Annotated in this window: 17 protein-coding genes; 6 read left to right on the top strand and 11 right to left on the bottom strand. The window is 74.3% G+C overall.

All coding sequences use genetic code 11. From position 1 onward, the window contains the following. Positions 1–5 precede the first annotated feature (5 nt). Both ACQPYN_RS07790 and ACQPYN_RS07785 read right to left on the bottom strand, forming a co-directional pair. Positions 6–377, bottom strand: a complete 372-nt coding sequence (locus ACQPYN_RS07790; protein WP_433035456.1) for a hypothetical protein — start codon at positions 375–377, stop codon at positions 6–8. A 354-nt stretch (positions 378–731) separates the two neighbouring features. Beyond that, the gene (locus ACQPYN_RS07785; RefSeq protein ID WP_433035453.1) at positions 732–1,247 is read right to left on the bottom strand and encodes a MarR family winged helix-turn-helix transcriptional regulator; all 516 of its coding nucleotides are present in this window, start codon (positions 1,245–1,247) and stop codon (positions 732–734) included. 391 nt (positions 1,248–1,638) lie between these two features. Here ACQPYN_RS07785 and ACQPYN_RS07780 point away from each other — a divergent pair, with 391 nt between their 5' ends. Next, a complete protein-coding gene (locus ACQPYN_RS07780; protein ID WP_433035450.1) occupies positions 1,639–2,067 on the top strand; it encodes a hypothetical protein in 429 nt (142 codons plus the stop codon). A 61-nt stretch (positions 2,068–2,128) separates the two neighbouring features. Here the strand turns inward: ACQPYN_RS07780 and ACQPYN_RS07775 are convergent, their stop codons facing one another. Then, entirely contained in the window at positions 2,129–3,199 is a 1,071-nt protein-coding gene (locus ACQPYN_RS07775; RefSeq protein ID WP_433035448.1) for a hypothetical protein, read from the bottom strand. Continuing rightward, positions 3,196–4,080 carry a universal stress protein gene (locus ACQPYN_RS07770; RefSeq protein WP_433035445.1) on the bottom strand — a complete coding sequence of 295 codons (885 nt, stop codon included), beginning with the start codon at positions 4,078–4,080 and terminating at the stop codon, positions 3,196–3,198. Before ACQPYN_RS07770 ends, ACQPYN_RS07775 begins: the two co-directional genes overlap by 4 nt. A gap of 243 nt (positions 4,081–4,323) precedes the next feature. Between ACQPYN_RS07770 and ACQPYN_RS07765 the strand changes: the two genes are divergently transcribed. The 3 genes from ACQPYN_RS07765 to ACQPYN_RS07755 are packed head-to-tail and all read left to right on the top strand — an operon-like array spanning position 4,324 to position 6,293. Then, positions 4,324–4,941, top strand: coding sequence for a hypothetical protein (locus ACQPYN_RS07765; RefSeq protein WP_433035442.1), 618 nt, complete (start codon positions 4,324–4,326; stop codon positions 4,939–4,941). Continuing rightward, positions 4,938–5,849 (top strand): MIP/aquaporin family protein, encoded by a 912-nt coding sequence (locus tag ACQPYN_RS07760; RefSeq protein ID WP_433035440.1) that lies wholly within the window; start codon positions 4,938–4,940, stop codon positions 5,847–5,849. Before ACQPYN_RS07765 ends, ACQPYN_RS07760 begins: the two co-directional genes overlap by 4 nt. A 48-nt stretch (positions 5,850–5,897) precedes the next feature. Beyond that, positions 5,898–6,293, top strand: coding sequence for a VOC family protein (locus ACQPYN_RS07755; protein ID WP_433035437.1), 396 nt, complete (start codon positions 5,898–5,900; stop codon positions 6,291–6,293). A gap of 101 nt (positions 6,294–6,394) precedes the next feature. On the opposite strand, the gene ACQPYN_RS07750 is transcribed toward ACQPYN_RS07755, so the two are convergent. Both ACQPYN_RS07750 and ACQPYN_RS07745 read right to left on the bottom strand, forming a co-directional pair. Next, positions 6,395–7,012 carry a TetR/AcrR family transcriptional regulator gene (locus ACQPYN_RS07750; protein ID WP_433035434.1) on the bottom strand — a complete coding sequence of 206 codons (618 nt, stop codon included), beginning with the start codon at positions 7,010–7,012 and terminating at the stop codon, positions 6,395–6,397. A 3-nt stretch (positions 7,013–7,015) separates the two neighbouring features. After that, positions 7,016–8,206, bottom strand: a complete 1,191-nt coding sequence (locus ACQPYN_RS07745; RefSeq protein WP_433035432.1) for an FAD-binding domain — start codon at positions 8,204–8,206, stop codon at positions 7,016–7,018. A 442-nt stretch (positions 8,207–8,648) separates the two neighbouring features. Between ACQPYN_RS07745 and ACQPYN_RS07740 the strand changes: the two genes are divergently transcribed. Together ACQPYN_RS07740 and ACQPYN_RS07735 are read left to right on the top strand one after the other, a co-directional pair. After that, complete coding sequence (locus ACQPYN_RS07740; RefSeq protein WP_433035429.1) at positions 8,649–9,095, top strand: hypothetical protein; 447 nt, start codon at positions 8,649–8,651, stop codon at positions 9,093–9,095. Between the two features lie 85 nt (positions 9,096–9,180). Further along, on the top strand, positions 9,181–10,104 hold the full coding sequence (locus tag ACQPYN_RS07735) for a DMT family transporter (RefSeq protein WP_433035426.1): 924 nt from the start codon (positions 9,181–9,183) through the stop codon (positions 10,102–10,104). Between the two features lie 5 nt (positions 10,105–10,109). Here the strand turns inward: ACQPYN_RS07735 and ACQPYN_RS07730 are convergent, their stop codons facing one another. From ACQPYN_RS07730 to ACQPYN_RS07710, 5 genes are all read right to left on the bottom strand, one after another. Beyond that, the gene (locus ACQPYN_RS07730; protein WP_433035423.1) at positions 10,110–11,282 is read right to left on the bottom strand and encodes a PP2C family protein-serine/threonine phosphatase; all 1,173 of its coding nucleotides are present in this window, start codon (positions 11,280–11,282) and stop codon (positions 10,110–10,112) included. Continuing rightward, on the bottom strand, positions 11,279–11,800 hold the full coding sequence (locus ACQPYN_RS07725; RefSeq protein WP_433035420.1) for a MarR family winged helix-turn-helix transcriptional regulator: 522 nt from the start codon (positions 11,798–11,800) through the stop codon (positions 11,279–11,281). Before ACQPYN_RS07725 ends, ACQPYN_RS07730 begins: the two co-directional genes overlap by 4 nt. 79 nt (positions 11,801–11,879) lie before the next feature. After that, a complete protein-coding gene (locus ACQPYN_RS07720) occupies positions 11,880–12,233 on the bottom strand; it encodes a hypothetical protein (RefSeq protein ID WP_433035417.1) in 354 nt (117 codons plus the stop codon). After that, complete coding sequence (locus tag ACQPYN_RS07715; RefSeq protein WP_433035414.1) at positions 12,230–13,225, bottom strand: SDR family oxidoreductase; 996 nt, start codon at positions 13,223–13,225, stop codon at positions 12,230–12,232. The genes ACQPYN_RS07720 and ACQPYN_RS07715 overlap by 4 nt, the downstream gene beginning before the upstream one ends. Next, on the bottom strand, positions 13,222–15,051 hold the full coding sequence (locus tag ACQPYN_RS07710) for a glycoside hydrolase family 15 protein (protein ID WP_433035411.1): 1,830 nt from the start codon (positions 15,049–15,051) through the stop codon (positions 13,222–13,224). The genes ACQPYN_RS07715 and ACQPYN_RS07710 overlap by 4 nt, the downstream gene beginning before the upstream one ends. Between the last annotated feature and the right edge of the window lie 38 nt (positions 15,052–15,089).

Genomic DNA, 15,089 nt, shown 5'->3' with positions numbered 1-15,089 from the left:
ATGTCCTACCTCCTCGACCCGGCCCGCACCACGAGGCCCCACACCGCGAGCCACACACTGCCGACCGAGAGGATCAGCGCGCCCGGGACGTGCAGGTACAGCGTCTCGTCGTCACCCAGGTAGGCCTGCACGAACGTCAGGACGAAGACGACCGCGGAGAGCGCCGCCGGCCACACCGGCGCCCGGCGCAGCCGCCACAGCGCGATGGCCGCAACGGTGGTCAGCCCGGACAGGACGTGCAGCGCGACCGCCCCGGTCTCGTGCAACTCGCGGCCCTGGAGCTCGACCACCGTCAGCACGGCCAGGACCTGGAAGGCGCGCAGCACCCCCGTCGCCCGGCTCGTGGTCGTGCTGTGTGCCGCCGCGGTCTGCGTCATCGTCCGTCCCGTCCCTTGCGCCCAGGCCGCTCGCCGACCTGCTGGCGCACCGGGCTTCCCCGGCACACCCGGAACGATCGTCGATACGTACGTGAATCCGGTGAGAGCCAGGGCCGGAGTCGGCCGCTCCAGCCGGCTTCCCCGAGTCGATCGCGGCGCCCGATCCGGTCCCGCGGTTCGCAGGGCGGAGGTCCTGTCCTCGATACGACGACGATCCGACGTCACCGGAGCTCTGCGGCGACGCCGTCCTCGTACGTGCACCGGGCCAGCTCGAGCTCGTCGGTGGTGTCAGCACGCCGCGGGCGGTGTCGGCCAGCTCCGCGGCGATCTCCCGGGGAGACGGTGGACGAGCCGTCACGGGTCGGTGCCCGACGGCTCCTCGTCGTCGCCGTCGTCGAGCGCTCCGTAGGCGCGCGCGAAACCTTCCGCCCCCAGCAGCAGGGCGTCCCTCTCCCCCGGGGTCATCGCGGCGGTGACGCGCTCCAGCGCCTTGGCCCGCGCGTCGGCGAGGTCGGACAGGACCTCGCGGCCAGCTGGGGTGAGCTCGAGCAGGGTGGCGCGCCGGTTGTCGGGCGCGACCTCGCGGGTGATCAGCCCGGCGGCGGTCAGCCGGTCGCTGATCCGGCTGGCCGTCGAGGGCGGAACGTCGAGCGCGTCGCCGAGCGCGGTGACCTTGGCGCCCCCGAGGTGGTCCAGTGACTGCAGTGCCCGCAGGTGCGACGGGGAGACGCTCTCCTCCATGTCACTGAGCACACCGACGCTGAGCTCGAGCAGACCCCGCAGGGCGAGCTCCAGCCGACCGGCGAACGACGCGTCCGCCTCGTCGTCGACGCGCTCCCCGGCCACGGTCCTCCCGGCTGGCTCACCCATCCCGCATCGTCCCATCGTGGTCCGCACCGCGGACGCAGGCCGCCCCCGATCGTTGTCGTGCACCATGCACGATCATCACGCGGCACGCCAAGCGCGGGTCCGAACGGCTCACCGGTCGGCGCACGCCCATCGACCTCCGAGGGGCGACCGCGGACGCGACTCGGTGGACCCTGGACGGCGTGCTCGGCGCCGCAGTAGGCCGAGTACGCGTAATGGAGCGGTGGGACATCGCCGAGCCGAGGTCGAGGACACGCCCCCGATCGCGGGGGTGCATCCGCGTCCTCCCGCCTCGTCCCGTGTAGCTCACGCTAGCCGCTTGTCGTGCACTGTGCACGACGTACAGTAATAGCGATATGCGAGTGAGATCACTGCACGCGAGAAGGAACCGACCATGACCCTCGACCCCGACGCGCTCGTCCGCCCGTGGGACGAGCTCGTGCTCGGCGACGTTGACCTGCCCGCCCACCTGACCGCGCGGCGGCGCGCCGCGGTCGCCGAGGCCCGCACCCACGTCGAGCCCGTCACCCCCGACGGTCGCGGGGCGATGGGCGTGCGCCGCTACGGCCCGGGGTGCGTCGCCCTCGCCCTGCACGGGCGCTTCGAGCAGTGCCCCCGGGACCTCCTGCGGGCCCTCGCCGACGAACTGCCGTCCGTGGCGTGCCGTGAACTGGTCGTCGACCTCTCCGGCCTCGCCGGGCACGACCCGCTCCTCGTCCACGCGCTCGCCCGGCTGCGCCTCCGCTGCCTCACCCGGGAGGCGCGTGTGGAGCTCGACGACCCGCCGCCGGCCCTCGCCGCCGAGCTCGGCCGGCGCCCCTGAGGTCGGGCCGGCAGGTCCGGGGCCGATCTCCACCCGTCCCAGCCGCGACGGCACGGGCACGTCACGGCAGCGACGACGGGTGCCGCCGGGCCCGTCGCACGAGCCCCACGGTGACGACGCACCACGCCACGAGCGCCACCCAGAAGGCGACGTGGCCGGCACCCCGCAGCAGCGGGGGCAGGACGGCGGTCGTCTCGTCGAGGTCGTCGGCCGCACGAGGTCCGGCCAGGACGCCTGCCAGCCACGAGCAGGACGCGGAGTACATGCCCACCGGGAACACCGTCGCCCATCGCCCGCGCTCGTAGTGCCACCCCACCCGCCGGACGCGCCGGACCTCCGCCACGACCAGGCCCGGGATCCACGCCGTGCCGAGCACCCACAGGCCCACCAGCGCCGGAGCGAGCACCCCGGGCACCTCGGGGAACACGCCCGCAGCCCGGGTCGCGACGACGACACTGCTCCCGGCCACCGTGGCGATCGCGAGGCCACCCATGAGCACCCAGAGGTCGGGACCGAGGACCTCGACGTCGCCCCGAGACGCGACTACGCGCCGAACGACGGGCACGGCGATCACCACGTAGACGGCCAGCCCCAGCGCCCAGCACGCGAGGGCGACCCCCAGCAGGACCGGGACCAGCACCCCCGCCCGTGCGAGGTGCGCGGCGGTGAGCGCGAGCGACTCGGTCGCCACCGCCGCGAGCAACCATCCTCCACGGGCGCCCTCGCCCCGCGACCCGCGAGGTCGCGAGCACAGCGCCGCCAGCGCCCGCGGGACGAGGACCAGCCACAGCACCACAGCCACCGTCCCGAGCACCGCGGACACCACCCGGTCGGACCCGAGGCAGGCCGCCACGACGTCGCAGGCGGCCACGGCGCTGAACAGCAGCAGCGAGCGGGCCAGCGGGTCCGGGCCGGCGGCGACCGCCGTGCCCGTGGCCGCCACGCCGATCGCCGACCACAGCGCCAGCACCCCGAGCGCGACGCTCGCAGTCACCACGAGGACGGCCGACACCACCGTGTGGTCGGTGTCCCGGGCGGCGATCGCGACGATGCCGGTGGCCATGACGACAGCGAAGGCGTCGGCGGGGAGGCCGCCGCCGCGCGACCAGCTGCGCGGAGCACCGATCGTCACACGTCCTCCGTCACCTGCCCGACCCCGCGCGTGGCCCAGACCCCGGCGACCTCGGACGGCAGGACGGCGGTCGGGCAGGACGCCATGCGGACCACCGTCTGGGTGGTCGCGCCCAGGAGCGACGCCGTGAGCGCCCTGAACCCCCGTGAGCGGAGGACGATGAGCCGAGCCTGCCCGCGCGCTTCCTGCAAGATCGCCTGGGCGGCGTTCCCCCACACCACGGTCTCGTGCAGTGCGAGGTGGGGATACTGGTCGCGGGTTGCTGCGACGGCCGCCGCCAACCGCTGTCGGTGGAGCTGCTCGTCGGCCGCGGAGCCGCGACGGGCTCCCACCGCCACCGGCTCGAGGGGCGCCCCCCACCGGTCGGCGACATCGGCGGCGAAGGCCACGGCGCCGATCGATTCGCGAGTGCCGTCGACGTGCACCAGCACGTTGCCGGCGTGTGCTGCGTCGGGGTCCCAGACCTGCGGGACCAGCACGACGGGGCATGTGGCGTGCCCGGTCGCGTGGGCGACGATGCGCCCGACCGTGAGGTCGAGGTCCCCAGCGGCGGTGCGGGAGCCCAGCACCAGGAGCTCGGCGCGTTCCGCGACGTGGACGAGGGCGGGGCCCGCGACGCCGGTGACCACGGAGAGGCGAACGGGAACGTCGGGGGCAGCCGCGGCGGCCACGTCGCGGCCCTGCTCGAGCAGGGCCCGCGCGCGTCCCTGCGGCGCCCGGAGAACGTGGTCGTGGTGCGACGGGGGCAACACCTGGACGAGGTCGAGACCGAGGTGGCGGCGGTCGGCCTCCCGGGCCGCCCACCTGACCGCCCGCAACGTCGCGGGGTTGCCGCCGACACCTGGGACGACGCCGGTGGCCGGCTCTGCACGGTCGGTCATGTCCCACCGCCTCCTCGTCCGCGGCACGTCGACGTGGACACACGGTCCTCCGGACAGGTCCCTCCTGGCAACGACGGGATGGGCGCCCCGTCTCATCACCGCGCGGACCCGGCCGGGTGCCTCATGGCCACCTTGGCACGACGTTGCGATCGCGTATCATCCGCACCGCACGATATCCCATTTGAACATCGTGTGGGACCTTGGGGGCCCAGGATTCGTGGTCGTCGAGGGAAAGGCCCAGCGATGGTTCTCGAGCGCCCGGCCGTCACAGGACTGCCACACCTGGAGGTCGGCAAGCACACGGGCCCCGAGCAGGGCGCGTGCCTCATGGAGTACGTGTCGGTGCTGGCGGGGCAGCGCTTCACCGACCGTCCGGCGTGCACGGCGGGCGGCGTGGCGGTCGTCGCCCGTCGGGTCAACGACGCCGTCACCGATCGCGCCCGGCCGCGTCTCACGCACTGCGCCCCGGACCTCATCGGCGCGGTGGGTCGACACCGCGGGCTCGACGACGTCGTGGTGCTGTGCTGCACGGAGGCGGGGCTGGCCGTCGATCCTCACGACCGCCGGCTGACGGCGTTGCGGGCGCGTGCCCGCCACAGGCTCCGCCACTCCTGGTCGAGGTGGCTGCGCCTGCCCGCACACGCCGTGGTCCACGAGGCGGTCATCAGCACGATGACAGTGCTGGCCCCGCTGCCCCCCGACGAGCGCGACGAGCGACTGATCGGGCTGCTCGCCACGGTGGTGCGCGCCGCACAGGCCGCGACGAGGGTTCCCCGCGACGGAGATCGGATCGTGAACTCCCCGCCGACGGCGGCGACGTGCGGGACCGCAGAGGCGCGCGGGACGGGGGGACGGCGATGACCCGCTCGACTCCTGCTGTCGGCGTACCGCGCATCCTCGCCGGGTTGGGCGGTGAGTGTCTGGCCGAGTTCCTCGGCACGTTCGTCCTGATCGCCTTCGGATGCGGATCGGTGGCGGTGGCGGTGGCGGGGCTGCCCGGCTCGGGCCGTCAGGCCGACGCCTTCGGTCCCGCCAACTGGCTGATCATCGCCTTCGGCTGGGGCTTCGCCGTGGCCTTCGGCGTCTACATCTGCGGCGGGGTCTCCGGAGCTCATCTGAACCCGGCGGTCACCCTGGCGTTCGCGCTACGGCGAGGGTTCTCCTGGGCGAAGGTTCCCGCGTACTGGCTGGCCCAGCTCGTCGGCGCGTTCGTCGCTGCGGCGCTCGTCTACCTGGTGTACCGGCCCGCCATCAACGCCTACAACCTCACCAACAACGTGCCCTCGCGCACGGACTCCCTCGACACCTTCGCCATCTTCGCGACCTTCCCCGCCAAGTACTTCGGGGGCGGACTCCTCGGGCCGCTCCTGGACCAGATCGTCGGGACCGCCCTGCTGGTCGCGTTGATCGTCGCGTTGATCGACCGGCGCAACCAGGGACCGAGCGGCAACCTGGCCCCGCTGCTGATCGGCTTCCTCGTCGTGGCGATCGGCCTCACCTACGGCACCAACGCCGGCTACGCCATCAACCCGGCGCGCGACCTGGGCCCACGACTCTGGACCCTGATCGAGGGCTGGGGCCCGCTCGCGTTCCCCGGTACCGGGACCTACTTCGACGACTACTGGTGGGTGCCCATCGTCGGCCCCTTGATCGGGGGCGCCGTCGGCATCGTCGTCTACGACGGGCTCATCGGCACGAGTCTGGCCGCTCGGGCCCGGGCGGAGGAGCGGGACATCCCCGAACCGGAGGTCGGCCGGACCGGTGACTGATCCGGTTCCTCGACATCCCGACGGCGGTGCGGTGGAGGCCGACGAGACATGGCCACGGTCGGTGTGAGGTACATCGTCGACGACGTCCGTGCGGCGATCACGTTCTACTGCCGGCACCTGGGCTTCCACGAGGACATGCACCCCGCTCCCACCTTCGCGATGCTGTCGCGCGGCGACCTCCGCCTCGTCCTTTCCGCTCCCGGTGGTGGGGCCGGCGGCGGCCAGGCGACGCCGGACGGGAGAGCACCGCGACCCGGAGGGTGGAACCGGTTCGTCCTCGAGGTCACCGACCTCGAGGCCGCCGTCGAGGAGCTGCGCCGGGCGGGCGCCCGGTTCCGGAACGACATCGTCGTCGGCGTGGGCGGCAAGCAGATCCTGGTGGAGGACCCGTCGGGCAATCCCGTCGAGCTGTTCGAGCCGACACGTCCGGAAGCGAAGCTCTGACACCACGTCGCCGTGGCCGACCGGGGCGAGCCCTCTGGCGCTCCCTCTCCCGGACGTGCCGGTGGCCCGACCCGGCTCGGTCGGCGGGGTGGGGCAACGCCTCAAGGCCGCAGGGCACCGCGGATCATCCCCACGAACGCGTGGACCAGTCCTCGCCGGACGTCGTCCCCGGGCTCCTCGGCGATGAGCCACATATCCATCGCCTGGCCCATCCCGAGCACGACGCCGATCAGGAGACCCGACGGGAGGTCGGTGCGGATCGCACCGACGGCCTGGCCGGTGGCGAGGGCCCGCTCGATCCACGGCAGCGTCAGCTCTTCGAGCTCCTGCTGGGCCGACCGGAGCGCAGGGTTCCCCGCGGCCGCCAACCATCCCCGTGTCAGGGCCGCGAGCTGCGGTGAAGCGGTGAACGCCGCCATCAGGTCGTCGTAGTAGCGCTCCACCGCCGCCCAGAACGCGTCCTCGCCGTCCACGTCCCACAGAGTGAGGGGCCCGACCTCGTCGACGAGCCGTTCGAACTCCAGACGCGTCACGTAGGCGTAGATGTCCTCCTTGCCGTCGAAGTAGTAGTACATCGACCCCTTCGACACGCCAGCGGCGTCGATGACGCGGTTGAGCGAGCCGTCGTGGAACCCGTAAGCGGCGAACTCGTCGACCGCAGCGCGCACGATCGCCTGCTGCTGCGCCGGGGGGAGCTTGCGGAATCGCGGTCGGACCATCGGTCAGATCGAGGAGCCGGACGTCGTCCAGGCGGGCAGCTCGACGGTGTCGTGGAAGCTGCGCCCCATCACGCGGTCGGCGACGCCGGGCAGGCCCATCATCGTCATGGCGGCGTTCCGGATCAGCAGCTGCACCCTGTTCCTCGGCGCGAAGGCCAGACCGAGCCCTCGCGCGGCGTCCTGTTTGGCCCGCACGAACGGTGCCAGGCGGGCACCGTAGCGCTCGAAGGCCGCGACGTGGTCGCCGCCGGACCGTGCCAGCTCGGCCGCGAGCACGTACGCCTCGATCATCGCCAGCGCCGAGCCCTGCCCCGCGAGCAACGACGGGCAGGCCGCCGCGTCCCCGACGAGACCGACCCGGCCGCGGGTCCACGTCGGCATCCGGACCTGGCTGACCCGGTCGACGTAGAACGAGCTCGCCGCGGACATCGCCTCGAGTGCCCCGGCGGTCTCCCCGCCCCGGCCGGCGAGACCCGCGCGCAGCAGGTGCTGCTGCGCGTCGACGTCGCGCTCCGGGAGATCCCCCGCGTGCCGCATCGTGATCAGGAACATGGTGACGTTGTCGGGCAGCGAGAGGCGGACCAGCTGGAACCCGACCTCCGCGTACATCACCGCGACGAGCTCGTCCCGCGGGCCGTACCCGACGACGTCGAACGCGGACACGACGATCCCGAGCCGGTCCTCGTACCGCTCCTGGGGGCCGAAGGCCAGTCGGCGCACCCGCGAGTGCAGCCCGTCGGCGCCGATCACGAGGTCGACCTCGCGCGTGTGCCCGCTCGCGAAGGTCACGTGTACACGGTCGCCGTCGTCGTCCAGCGCCGAGACCGTGTCGCCGAAGACGGTCTCGACGCGTCCGTCGAGGGCCTCGTAGATCGCCGCGGCCAGGTCGGAGCGGGCGATGCTGACGTACCGGTCGTCCGTGCGCATGACCGCTGAGGGCTCGAAGGACGCGAACGTCCGTCCGCTCGAGGTGACCCCTCGCGCCTCGGTGAAGCGGTGTCCGCGGCGTCGCAGCTCGGGGACGAGACCCATCCGCTCCGCGACGTTGAAGCCGGCTCCCCAGAAGTCCACGAGGTGCCCTCCGCGGCGCGGCGCGGGCGCCTGCTCCACGAGGACCGGTTCGTGACCGGCCCGCAGCAACCAGAAGGCCAACGTCGGACCCGCGATCCCCGCTCCCACCACGAGCACCTTCACGACGACCTCCCTACTCGACCGGTGGTTCGACCACCAGTCTACAAACAGAGGGGCGGCCGAGCCACCACCTCGGCGGAGCACCGGGTGGGGCCCCGGCCGCTGGACGGCGCCTCGGGGTGCCCCGAGTGGTCGCGGTGACCGTCAAACGGCGCGGAGCACCTGGAGATCCACGGCGACCCGGACCGGCTCCGGCTGGTCATGGCCACGGCGCCCGTGAGCGACGCGCTGTGCATGTCGTGCATCACGCACGTTTTCCAATTCGGCAGGAACGGTCTACCCTCGGTACGACGACGATTCGACGTCATCACGAGGAGGAATCATGACGACGCACATCGCGCACGACAGGTCGGGCGCGACGACCGCGGTTCGGCCCGGAGGCGACGAGAGGAGCGGACAGCGCGCTCCGGACGAGCCGGAGGGGACGGGTCTCCACTGGGGGGCCGTGTGGGCCGGAGCCCTGACGGCACTTCCGGTCTTCCTGGTCCTGGAGCTGCTGTTCATCGGCTTCGGCTGGCTCGACCTGGGCACGCAGCAGAGCGCGGCGGCGAGCATCGTGAGCGCGGTGCTCGCGCTCGTCGCGTTCCTCGTCGGAGGTCTGCTCGCCGCACGGGTCGCCGGTCCCGCGCGCCGTGACGGCGCCGTGCTGCACGGCGTCCTGGTGTGGGCCCTGGCCACCGCCGGCTTCGTCGCCGTGGCGGCCCTGGGCGGGGGCGCGCTGGGCGGCGACGTCGGCGCGTTGTTCGCCGGCGCGACCAACGTGCCCGCGCCGAGCGCCGGGTCGCTCGCGCAGTCCACGGCCGACGCCGGCGGGTGGGCCGCCCTCTGGCTCGGCGTCTCGGTGATCGCCGCCGCCCTCGGCGGCATCGGCGGCGCCCGGACGAAGCGCTGAGCACGGGACCGCGGCCCCGGCTCACCGCGGTGAGCCGGGGCCGCATCGTGACGCCGCCATCCACCACGACGATCCGGAGGACGCGGTGATCCTGCCCCTCGGACTGGCCGTGCTGGCCGCAGTCCTGAACGCCGCCGGCGACCTGCTCCAGCGCCGCTCGATGCGCACGGAGCCCGGCGGCCACCGCGGCCCCCTGCGGCTCCTGGCCCGCGTCACACGGCGTCCGGGGTGGCTCGCGGGCGTCGGCGTGAGCCTGGTCGGTCTGTGCGTGCACGTGGTGGCGCTGTCGACCGGCACGATCGCCACCGTCCAGCCCCTGCTGGTCCTCGAGTTCCCGGTGGCCGTGCTGGGCGCGAGCCTGCTGTTCGGGGTGCGGCTCTCGCGCCGCGACGGCGCGGCGGTCGCGATCATGACGCTCGGGGTGGCCGCCGTCGTGCTCTGTCCCGCACCCGGCGGCGGGGACCCCATGGCGGTGCCTGGCGCGACGTGGGGTCTCGGTCTGGGCGTCCTCGCCGTGCTGGTCGCCGTGCTCGCCGTGGCCGGCGTGCTCACTCGCGGCAACCGGCGCGCCGCGCTCCTCGGGACCGCGGCGGGCGTGGGCTACGGGATGACCGCCGCGCTGCTCTCCGCCGCGGGCACCACGACCCGGCACGGGCTGACCGCGCCCGTGGGCGCGTGGCAGACGTACCTGGCGCTCGTCGTCGGTACCGCGGCATTCGCGCTGCTGCAGAGCGCCCTGCACGCCGGTCTCCTGGTCGCCTCGGAGCCGGGGCTCACCCTGGCCAACCCGCTGGTCGGGGTGTCCTGGGGCGTCCTCGTCTTCGGCGAGCACGTCCGCGCCGGGCTCTGGCTGGTCGGCACCGCCGCCGGCGCGGTCCTCCTCGCCGTCGGCACCGTCCTGCTCAGCCGCTCGCCGGTGCTCGAGCTCCGGCAAGGGCGCTCCCCCGCCCCGAGGACGGAGGAGTCGGAGGAGTCAGAGGACTCAGAGGACGCGGTCGCGGCGGCCTGACGCCCCTACCCGCGACGCCACTCGAGCACGACGGCTGTGACGTCGTCGTCGAGATCGCCGCGGGCGCGGGCGCGGAGGTCGGCGATGAGCCACGAGGGTAGGTCGCAGGGCGCGCTGCTGTGGGCCAGCCGCCGAGCCAGCCCGTCGAGCCCGTAGACCTCGTCGCCCGGGCCCCTGGCGCCGGCCACCCCGTCGGAGAGCAGCATGAGCACGTCCCCGGGCCGGACGTCGACCTCGACGGCGTCGTACCGGGTGCGGTCGAGCAGACCGAGGGGCTCGTGCGTGTCGAGGTCCAGGAGCTCGACCTCGTGGTCGCGTCGGCGCAGCGCGAGTGGGGACCCGGCGTGCACCGCGGTCGCCATGGCCCCGGCGAGGTCGACCTCGAGCAGGAGGGCGTCGACGGCCGCGTGACCGTGGTGCCGGTCCCACAACGCCTGGTCGGCGAGCGCCGCCTGCTCCGCGATCGGCAGGCCGCTGCGGCGCGCGTTGCGCAGCGCGGCGAGGGCGAGGTCCCCGACCTGGGTCGCGACGAGTCCCCGACCCGCGGCGTCGAGCAGCACGACGGTCAGGCGGTCGCCGTTGAGCGACCAGTCGAACAGGTCGCTGGTGACGCGCGGGGCGGGCTCGACCAGGGCCCGGAGGGCGAAGCGGTCGGTCGCCGTGTCGCCGGGCGGCAGCAGATCCCACTGCAGTTCCGCGGCGATGCTGTACTCGTAGGTGCGCCGGGCCAGCTCCAGCTCGTCGGTGGTGGTGGCCGCCTGCTGCAGCACGAGGGTCAGGGCCCGGCCGAGCCGCCGCCAATCGGGCGACCCGAACGTCCCGGCCGAGGTCGGGCCGGCGACGGTGAGCACCCCGACCGTGTGCCCGTAGGACTCGAGCGGGACGTGGTGGACGTCCCGGTCGTCCACCCGGTGGGAGAGCACCACGCCGGCCCGGAGCGCCTGGGCGGCCGGGCTCGTCCGCACGTCGAGGTGGGGTGCGGCGGGGGGCTGGGCCGCGTCGCGCGCCGCGCCGGCCGCGAGGTGGAGGCGCACCCGCCGCCGGTCGAGCATGTGCACCTCGACGCGGTCGGCGTCCAGCACCGCGCACAGCCACGAGACCGCGGAGTGCGCGGCGCGGTGGCCCGGGACCTCCAGGACCCGGTCCAGCAGTTCCGCCGCGATCTCCCGCGGTGTCATCGCCGTTCGCCCGCCTCCTCCTCGTCGGCGCGGGCGCTGACGACCTCGTAGGCGCGGGCGAAGCCCTCCGCGCCGAGCAGGAGCGCGTCGCGTTCCTCCGGGGTCATCGCCTCGGTGACACACACAAGTTCCTGCGCGCGGGCGTCGGCGAGATCGGAGAGCACGGCGCGCCCGGCCGGGGTGAGGTCGAGCCAGGTCGCCCTCCGGTTGTCCGGCGCGACCTCCCGGGTGATCAGCCCGGCGGCGGTCAGGCGGTCGCTGATCCGGCTCGCGGTCGAGGGCGGCACGCCGAGTGCGTCGCCCAGGGCCGTCACCTTGGCGCCTCCGAGGTGGTCCAGTGACTGGAGCGCGCGGAGGTGGGACGGCGAGACGTTCTCCTCCATCACGCTGAGGACGCCGACGCTCAGTTCCAGCAGTCCGCGCAGGGCGACCTCCAGGCGACCGGCGAACCCCGGGGCGACCCCGTCGCCGGTCCGGCCCCTCCCGTCCACCGCGGCAGGCCCCGATGCCTCACCCATGACTCCATGGTCCCTTCGTGAGCCGCCCAGACGTCGTGCATCCTGCACGACAGACCACGGGCGCGACGAGCTGCGCCGGTCAATCGTCGTGGGCGGCCCACCACGCGGCGAGCGCGAACGCGGCGGCCACCACGGCACTGCCGATCGCCCCGCGGCGGTGATCGCGGTCGAGCGCGGCGAGGCCGAGCATGCTCGCCGCGTGGATGCCGTCCACCGCAAGGCCGATACGCGGGGTGATCCACCGCGGCGCGGTGAGCCCGGCCAGCCCCTGCAGGACGTGCCGGGCACCGAGCACCCGGACGACGGTGACCGTCCGGCCGTCCGCGGCTCCCCCGCCGGCCCGCACCGCGACGTCGGTGCGCAGCAGCAACGTTCCCCCGTGGACGAGGTGCGCGGTGTGCAGCAGGCCCGACCGCCCGTCCCGCCCGATCACGTCGCCGCGCTCTCCCGCACGGCCACCAGGGTCGCCGCGAGGGCGGCGGCTCCAGCACCGAGGAGGGCACGACGGTGCGTCGAGGCCCACGTCTGCGGGTCGATCGACCAGGCCTCGTCGTCGAACGGTCCGTGCGCGCCGGCGTCGACCTCGGCGTCGCGCGGCTCGTCGAGGTTGGACCCGCGCCGGGGCAGGTCCGCCCGGGTCTGCTGGCCGGCCACCCCGTAGCGCCCGAGGTAGAGGTCGACGAGCTTGGGGGCGAGGCGCTCGCCGAGGATCGTGTAGACGGTGGCGAGACCGACCCACATGTTGCGTCGCGGGTGCTCGGCGAGGAACCGGATCGCGCGCGCCGCGACCTCGGGCTGCCACACCGGCGCCACCGGTCGGGGGTGCGCCTGGACCCGCTCGAGGTTCCAGGTGAACTGCGGCGTGTTCAGACCCGGCAGCTGCACCATGCACACCCGCACCCGGCTGCGCTCGTTGGCCAGCTCGGTCATCACCGACTCACTGAAGCCCTTGATCGCGTGCTTGGCGCCGCAGTAGGCGGACTGCAGCGGGATCGAGCGGTAGGCCATCGCCGAACCCACGTTGACGACCACACCTCGATCGCGGGGCCGCATCCGGGCCAGGGCGGCCCGGGTGCCGTACACCTGCCCGTAGTACGTGACCTCGGTGACGCGCCGGAACTCCTCGAGGGTGGTGTCCCAGAAGAAGGCCAGCGAGCCGACGAAGGCGACGTTGACCCAGAGGTCGATCTCGCCGAGGCCGTCCTCCACCTGCTGGGCCGCCCGCGCCACGGCGTCCGCGTCGGCGACGTCGCAGACGACGGGCATCGCCCGCCGGCCGGCGTCCTTGACGTCCGCGGCCGCGGCGTCGAGGCCGGCCTGCCCGCGGGCCAGCACCGCGACGTCGTAGCCCGCCGCGGCGAGCTCGCGGACGGTGGCCCGCCCGACCCCGGCGGTGCCGCCGGTGACAACTGCGGTCCTGGTCATCGTTTCTCCGTTCGGTGGGTGGTGCTCGCGGCGCCGGCCTCGAGCGGCTCGAGGACCGTCGCGGCCTCGAGCAGCAGGGCGTGCACGAAGGCCTGCGGCAGGTTGCCGCGCAGCTGACGCTGGGTGACGTCGAACTCCTCGGTGAGCAGGCCCGGCGGCCCGCAGGCCGAGCGGCCCCGCTCGAAGAAGTGCCGCGCGCACAGCGCGTCGCCCTGCTGCTGGCAGGCCAGCGCGGTGATGAAGTTGCAGAGCAGGAAGGCACCCTCGGCGTCGCCGAGGGGCCGGTCGTCGACTCGGAACCGGTAGGCGTAGCCCTCGCTGGTCAGCTCGCGCAGGTAGGCCCCGAGGGTCACGCGGCTGCGCGGGTCGTCCGCGGGGACCGCCCCGCGGATCGCGGCGAGCAGCAGCGCCCCGTCGGGACGGGGGTCGTCGGCGGCGCGCTGCCAGCGTCCGCTCGGGTGGGTGGACGTGCCGGCGGTGCGGGCCAGGATGGTGTCGGCGAGCGCCGACCAGCGCCCCGCCTCGCCACCACCCATGACTGCGGCGACGGCGCGCAGCCCGGCCACGCAGACCAGACGGCTGTGCGTCCACTCCCGGTCCTCGAGCTCCCACACCCCGGCGTCGGGCTCGGTCCAGCGCTGCTCGATCGCGGCGACGGCGGTCTCGACGGCCCGCCACCCCTCGGCGTCCAGCCGGTCGCGCTCGGCCGCCGAGGCCAGGAGCAGCAGCATCTCCCCGAACGCGTCGAGCTGGAACTGGTGCCCGCCGCGGTTGCCGACCCGGTCGCCGCCGCCGGGATAGCCGGGCACGCCGAGGTGGACCTCGTCGGGCACCGGGCCGCCGTCGACCGCGTACGCCGGCGCCAGCCGTGGCCCGTCGTCGAGCAGCCGGGCGCCCAGGAAGCGGACGGCGTCGTCGAGCAGGTCGTCGAGGCCGGCGAGCGCGGCTGCGCGTCCGGCGTAGCACTGGTCGCGGATCCAGGTGTAGCGGTAGTCGAAGTTGGCCTGGCCGCCGGGACGCTCGGGCAGGCTGGTGGTGGCCGCGGCGACCATCGCGCCGGAGCCGGTGGTCATGCCCCGCAGCACCGCGGCGGCGTGCGCGGCGTCCCGCGGCGCTGCCCCGATCAGCCGCGAGGTCGCCGGGACGCTCGCGTGCCAGCGGGTCTCGGTCTCCCGCCAGGCGAGGTCGGGGTCGGGCGCCCGGTCGGGCAGCCGCGAGCCGCTCTCCAGGACGAGATCGTGGTGGCGCCCGGGCGGGAGGACGAGGTCGAGCTCGAGGCGGGTCCCGCCGTCGGCCGTCACCGGGACCGCGTCGTCGCCGCCCCGCCACCGCATCCGCAGCCCGCCGATCCGGCCGGTCCAGCAGCCGTCGTCGTCGCGGTGCAGCTCGGTGAGCGGGTGGCACCCGTACTCCCCGCGGGGGTCGAGCACGACGTGCACCGAGGCCGGGACGTCGTCGGCGAGCACGCGGCGCAGCAGCACGAGCCGATCCGTGTTGGCGGGCAGCGCGAGCGCCTCCCGGCTCTCGACGGGTCCGCCATCGGTCATCCACCGGCTGCGCCAGATCAACGAGCCGTCCTCGTAGTGCCCGCCCCACACGTAGCGCTCGGTCGGGGTCAGGTCGTAGTGCCCGGGCGCCCCGAGCAGCCGGCCGAACACGGCGGGCGAGTCCCAACGTGGGGCGCACATCCACACGATGTCGCCACGGGGGCCGAGCAGCGCGCCGCGCTCGCCGTCGGCGAGCAGCGCGTACTCGCGCAGGACCTGCGGCGAGTCGAGGGCGGCCGTCGCGGCGTCGGCGGGCGCGTCCTGTTCCTGGATGGTCACGGAGGAGCTCCGGGGGGCGAGGGCTATCGATGGGACGG

It is taken from the genome of Actinomycetospora sp. CA-053990, assembly GCF_050948445.1.
Taxonomy (GTDB): Bacteria; Actinomycetota; Actinomycetes; order Mycobacteriales; family Pseudonocardiaceae; genus Actinomycetospora; species Actinomycetospora callitridis.
Note: the sequence above shows the minus strand (reverse complement) of the source record. Positions and strands in the feature narration are given on the sequence as shown.

Bases quoted from the DNA above. Each gene is read 5' to 3' on its own strand.
- ACQPYN_RS07755 (WP_433035437.1), top strand. From the start codon at position 5,898: ATGGCCACGGTCGGTGTGAGGTACATCGTCGACGACGTCCGTGCGGCG.
- ACQPYN_RS07730 (WP_433035423.1), bottom strand. From the start codon at position 11,282: ATGACACCGCGGGAGATCGCGGCGGAACTGCTGGACCGGGTCCTGGAG.
- ACQPYN_RS07785 (WP_433035453.1), bottom strand. From the start codon at position 1,247: ATGGGTGAGCCAGCCGGGAGGACCGTGGCCGGGGAGCGCGTCGACGAC.
- ACQPYN_RS07790 (WP_433035456.1), bottom strand. From the start codon at position 377: ATGACGCAGACCGCGGCGGCACACAGCACGACCACGAGCCGGGCGACG.
- ACQPYN_RS07765 (WP_433035442.1), top strand. From the start codon at position 4,324: ATGGTTCTCGAGCGCCCGGCCGTCACAGGACTGCCACACCTGGAGGTC.
- ACQPYN_RS07715 (WP_433035414.1), bottom strand. From the start codon at position 13,225: ATGACCAGGACCGCAGTTGTCACCGGCGGCACCGCCGGGGTCGGGCGG.
- ACQPYN_RS07780 (WP_433035450.1), top strand. From the start codon at position 1,639: ATGACCCTCGACCCCGACGCGCTCGTCCGCCCGTGGGACGAGCTCGTG.
- ACQPYN_RS07760 (WP_433035440.1), top strand. From the start codon at position 4,938: ATGACCCGCTCGACTCCTGCTGTCGGCGTACCGCGCATCCTCGCCGGG.
- ACQPYN_RS07725 (WP_433035420.1), bottom strand. From the start codon at position 11,800: ATGGGTGAGGCATCGGGGCCTGCCGCGGTGGACGGGAGGGGCCGGACC.
- ACQPYN_RS07770 (WP_433035445.1), bottom strand. From the start codon at position 4,080: ATGACCGACCGTGCAGAGCCGGCCACCGGCGTCGTCCCAGGTGTCGGC.
- ACQPYN_RS07750 (WP_433035434.1), bottom strand. From the start codon at position 7,012: ATGGTCCGACCGCGATTCCGCAAGCTCCCCCCGGCGCAGCAGCAGGCG.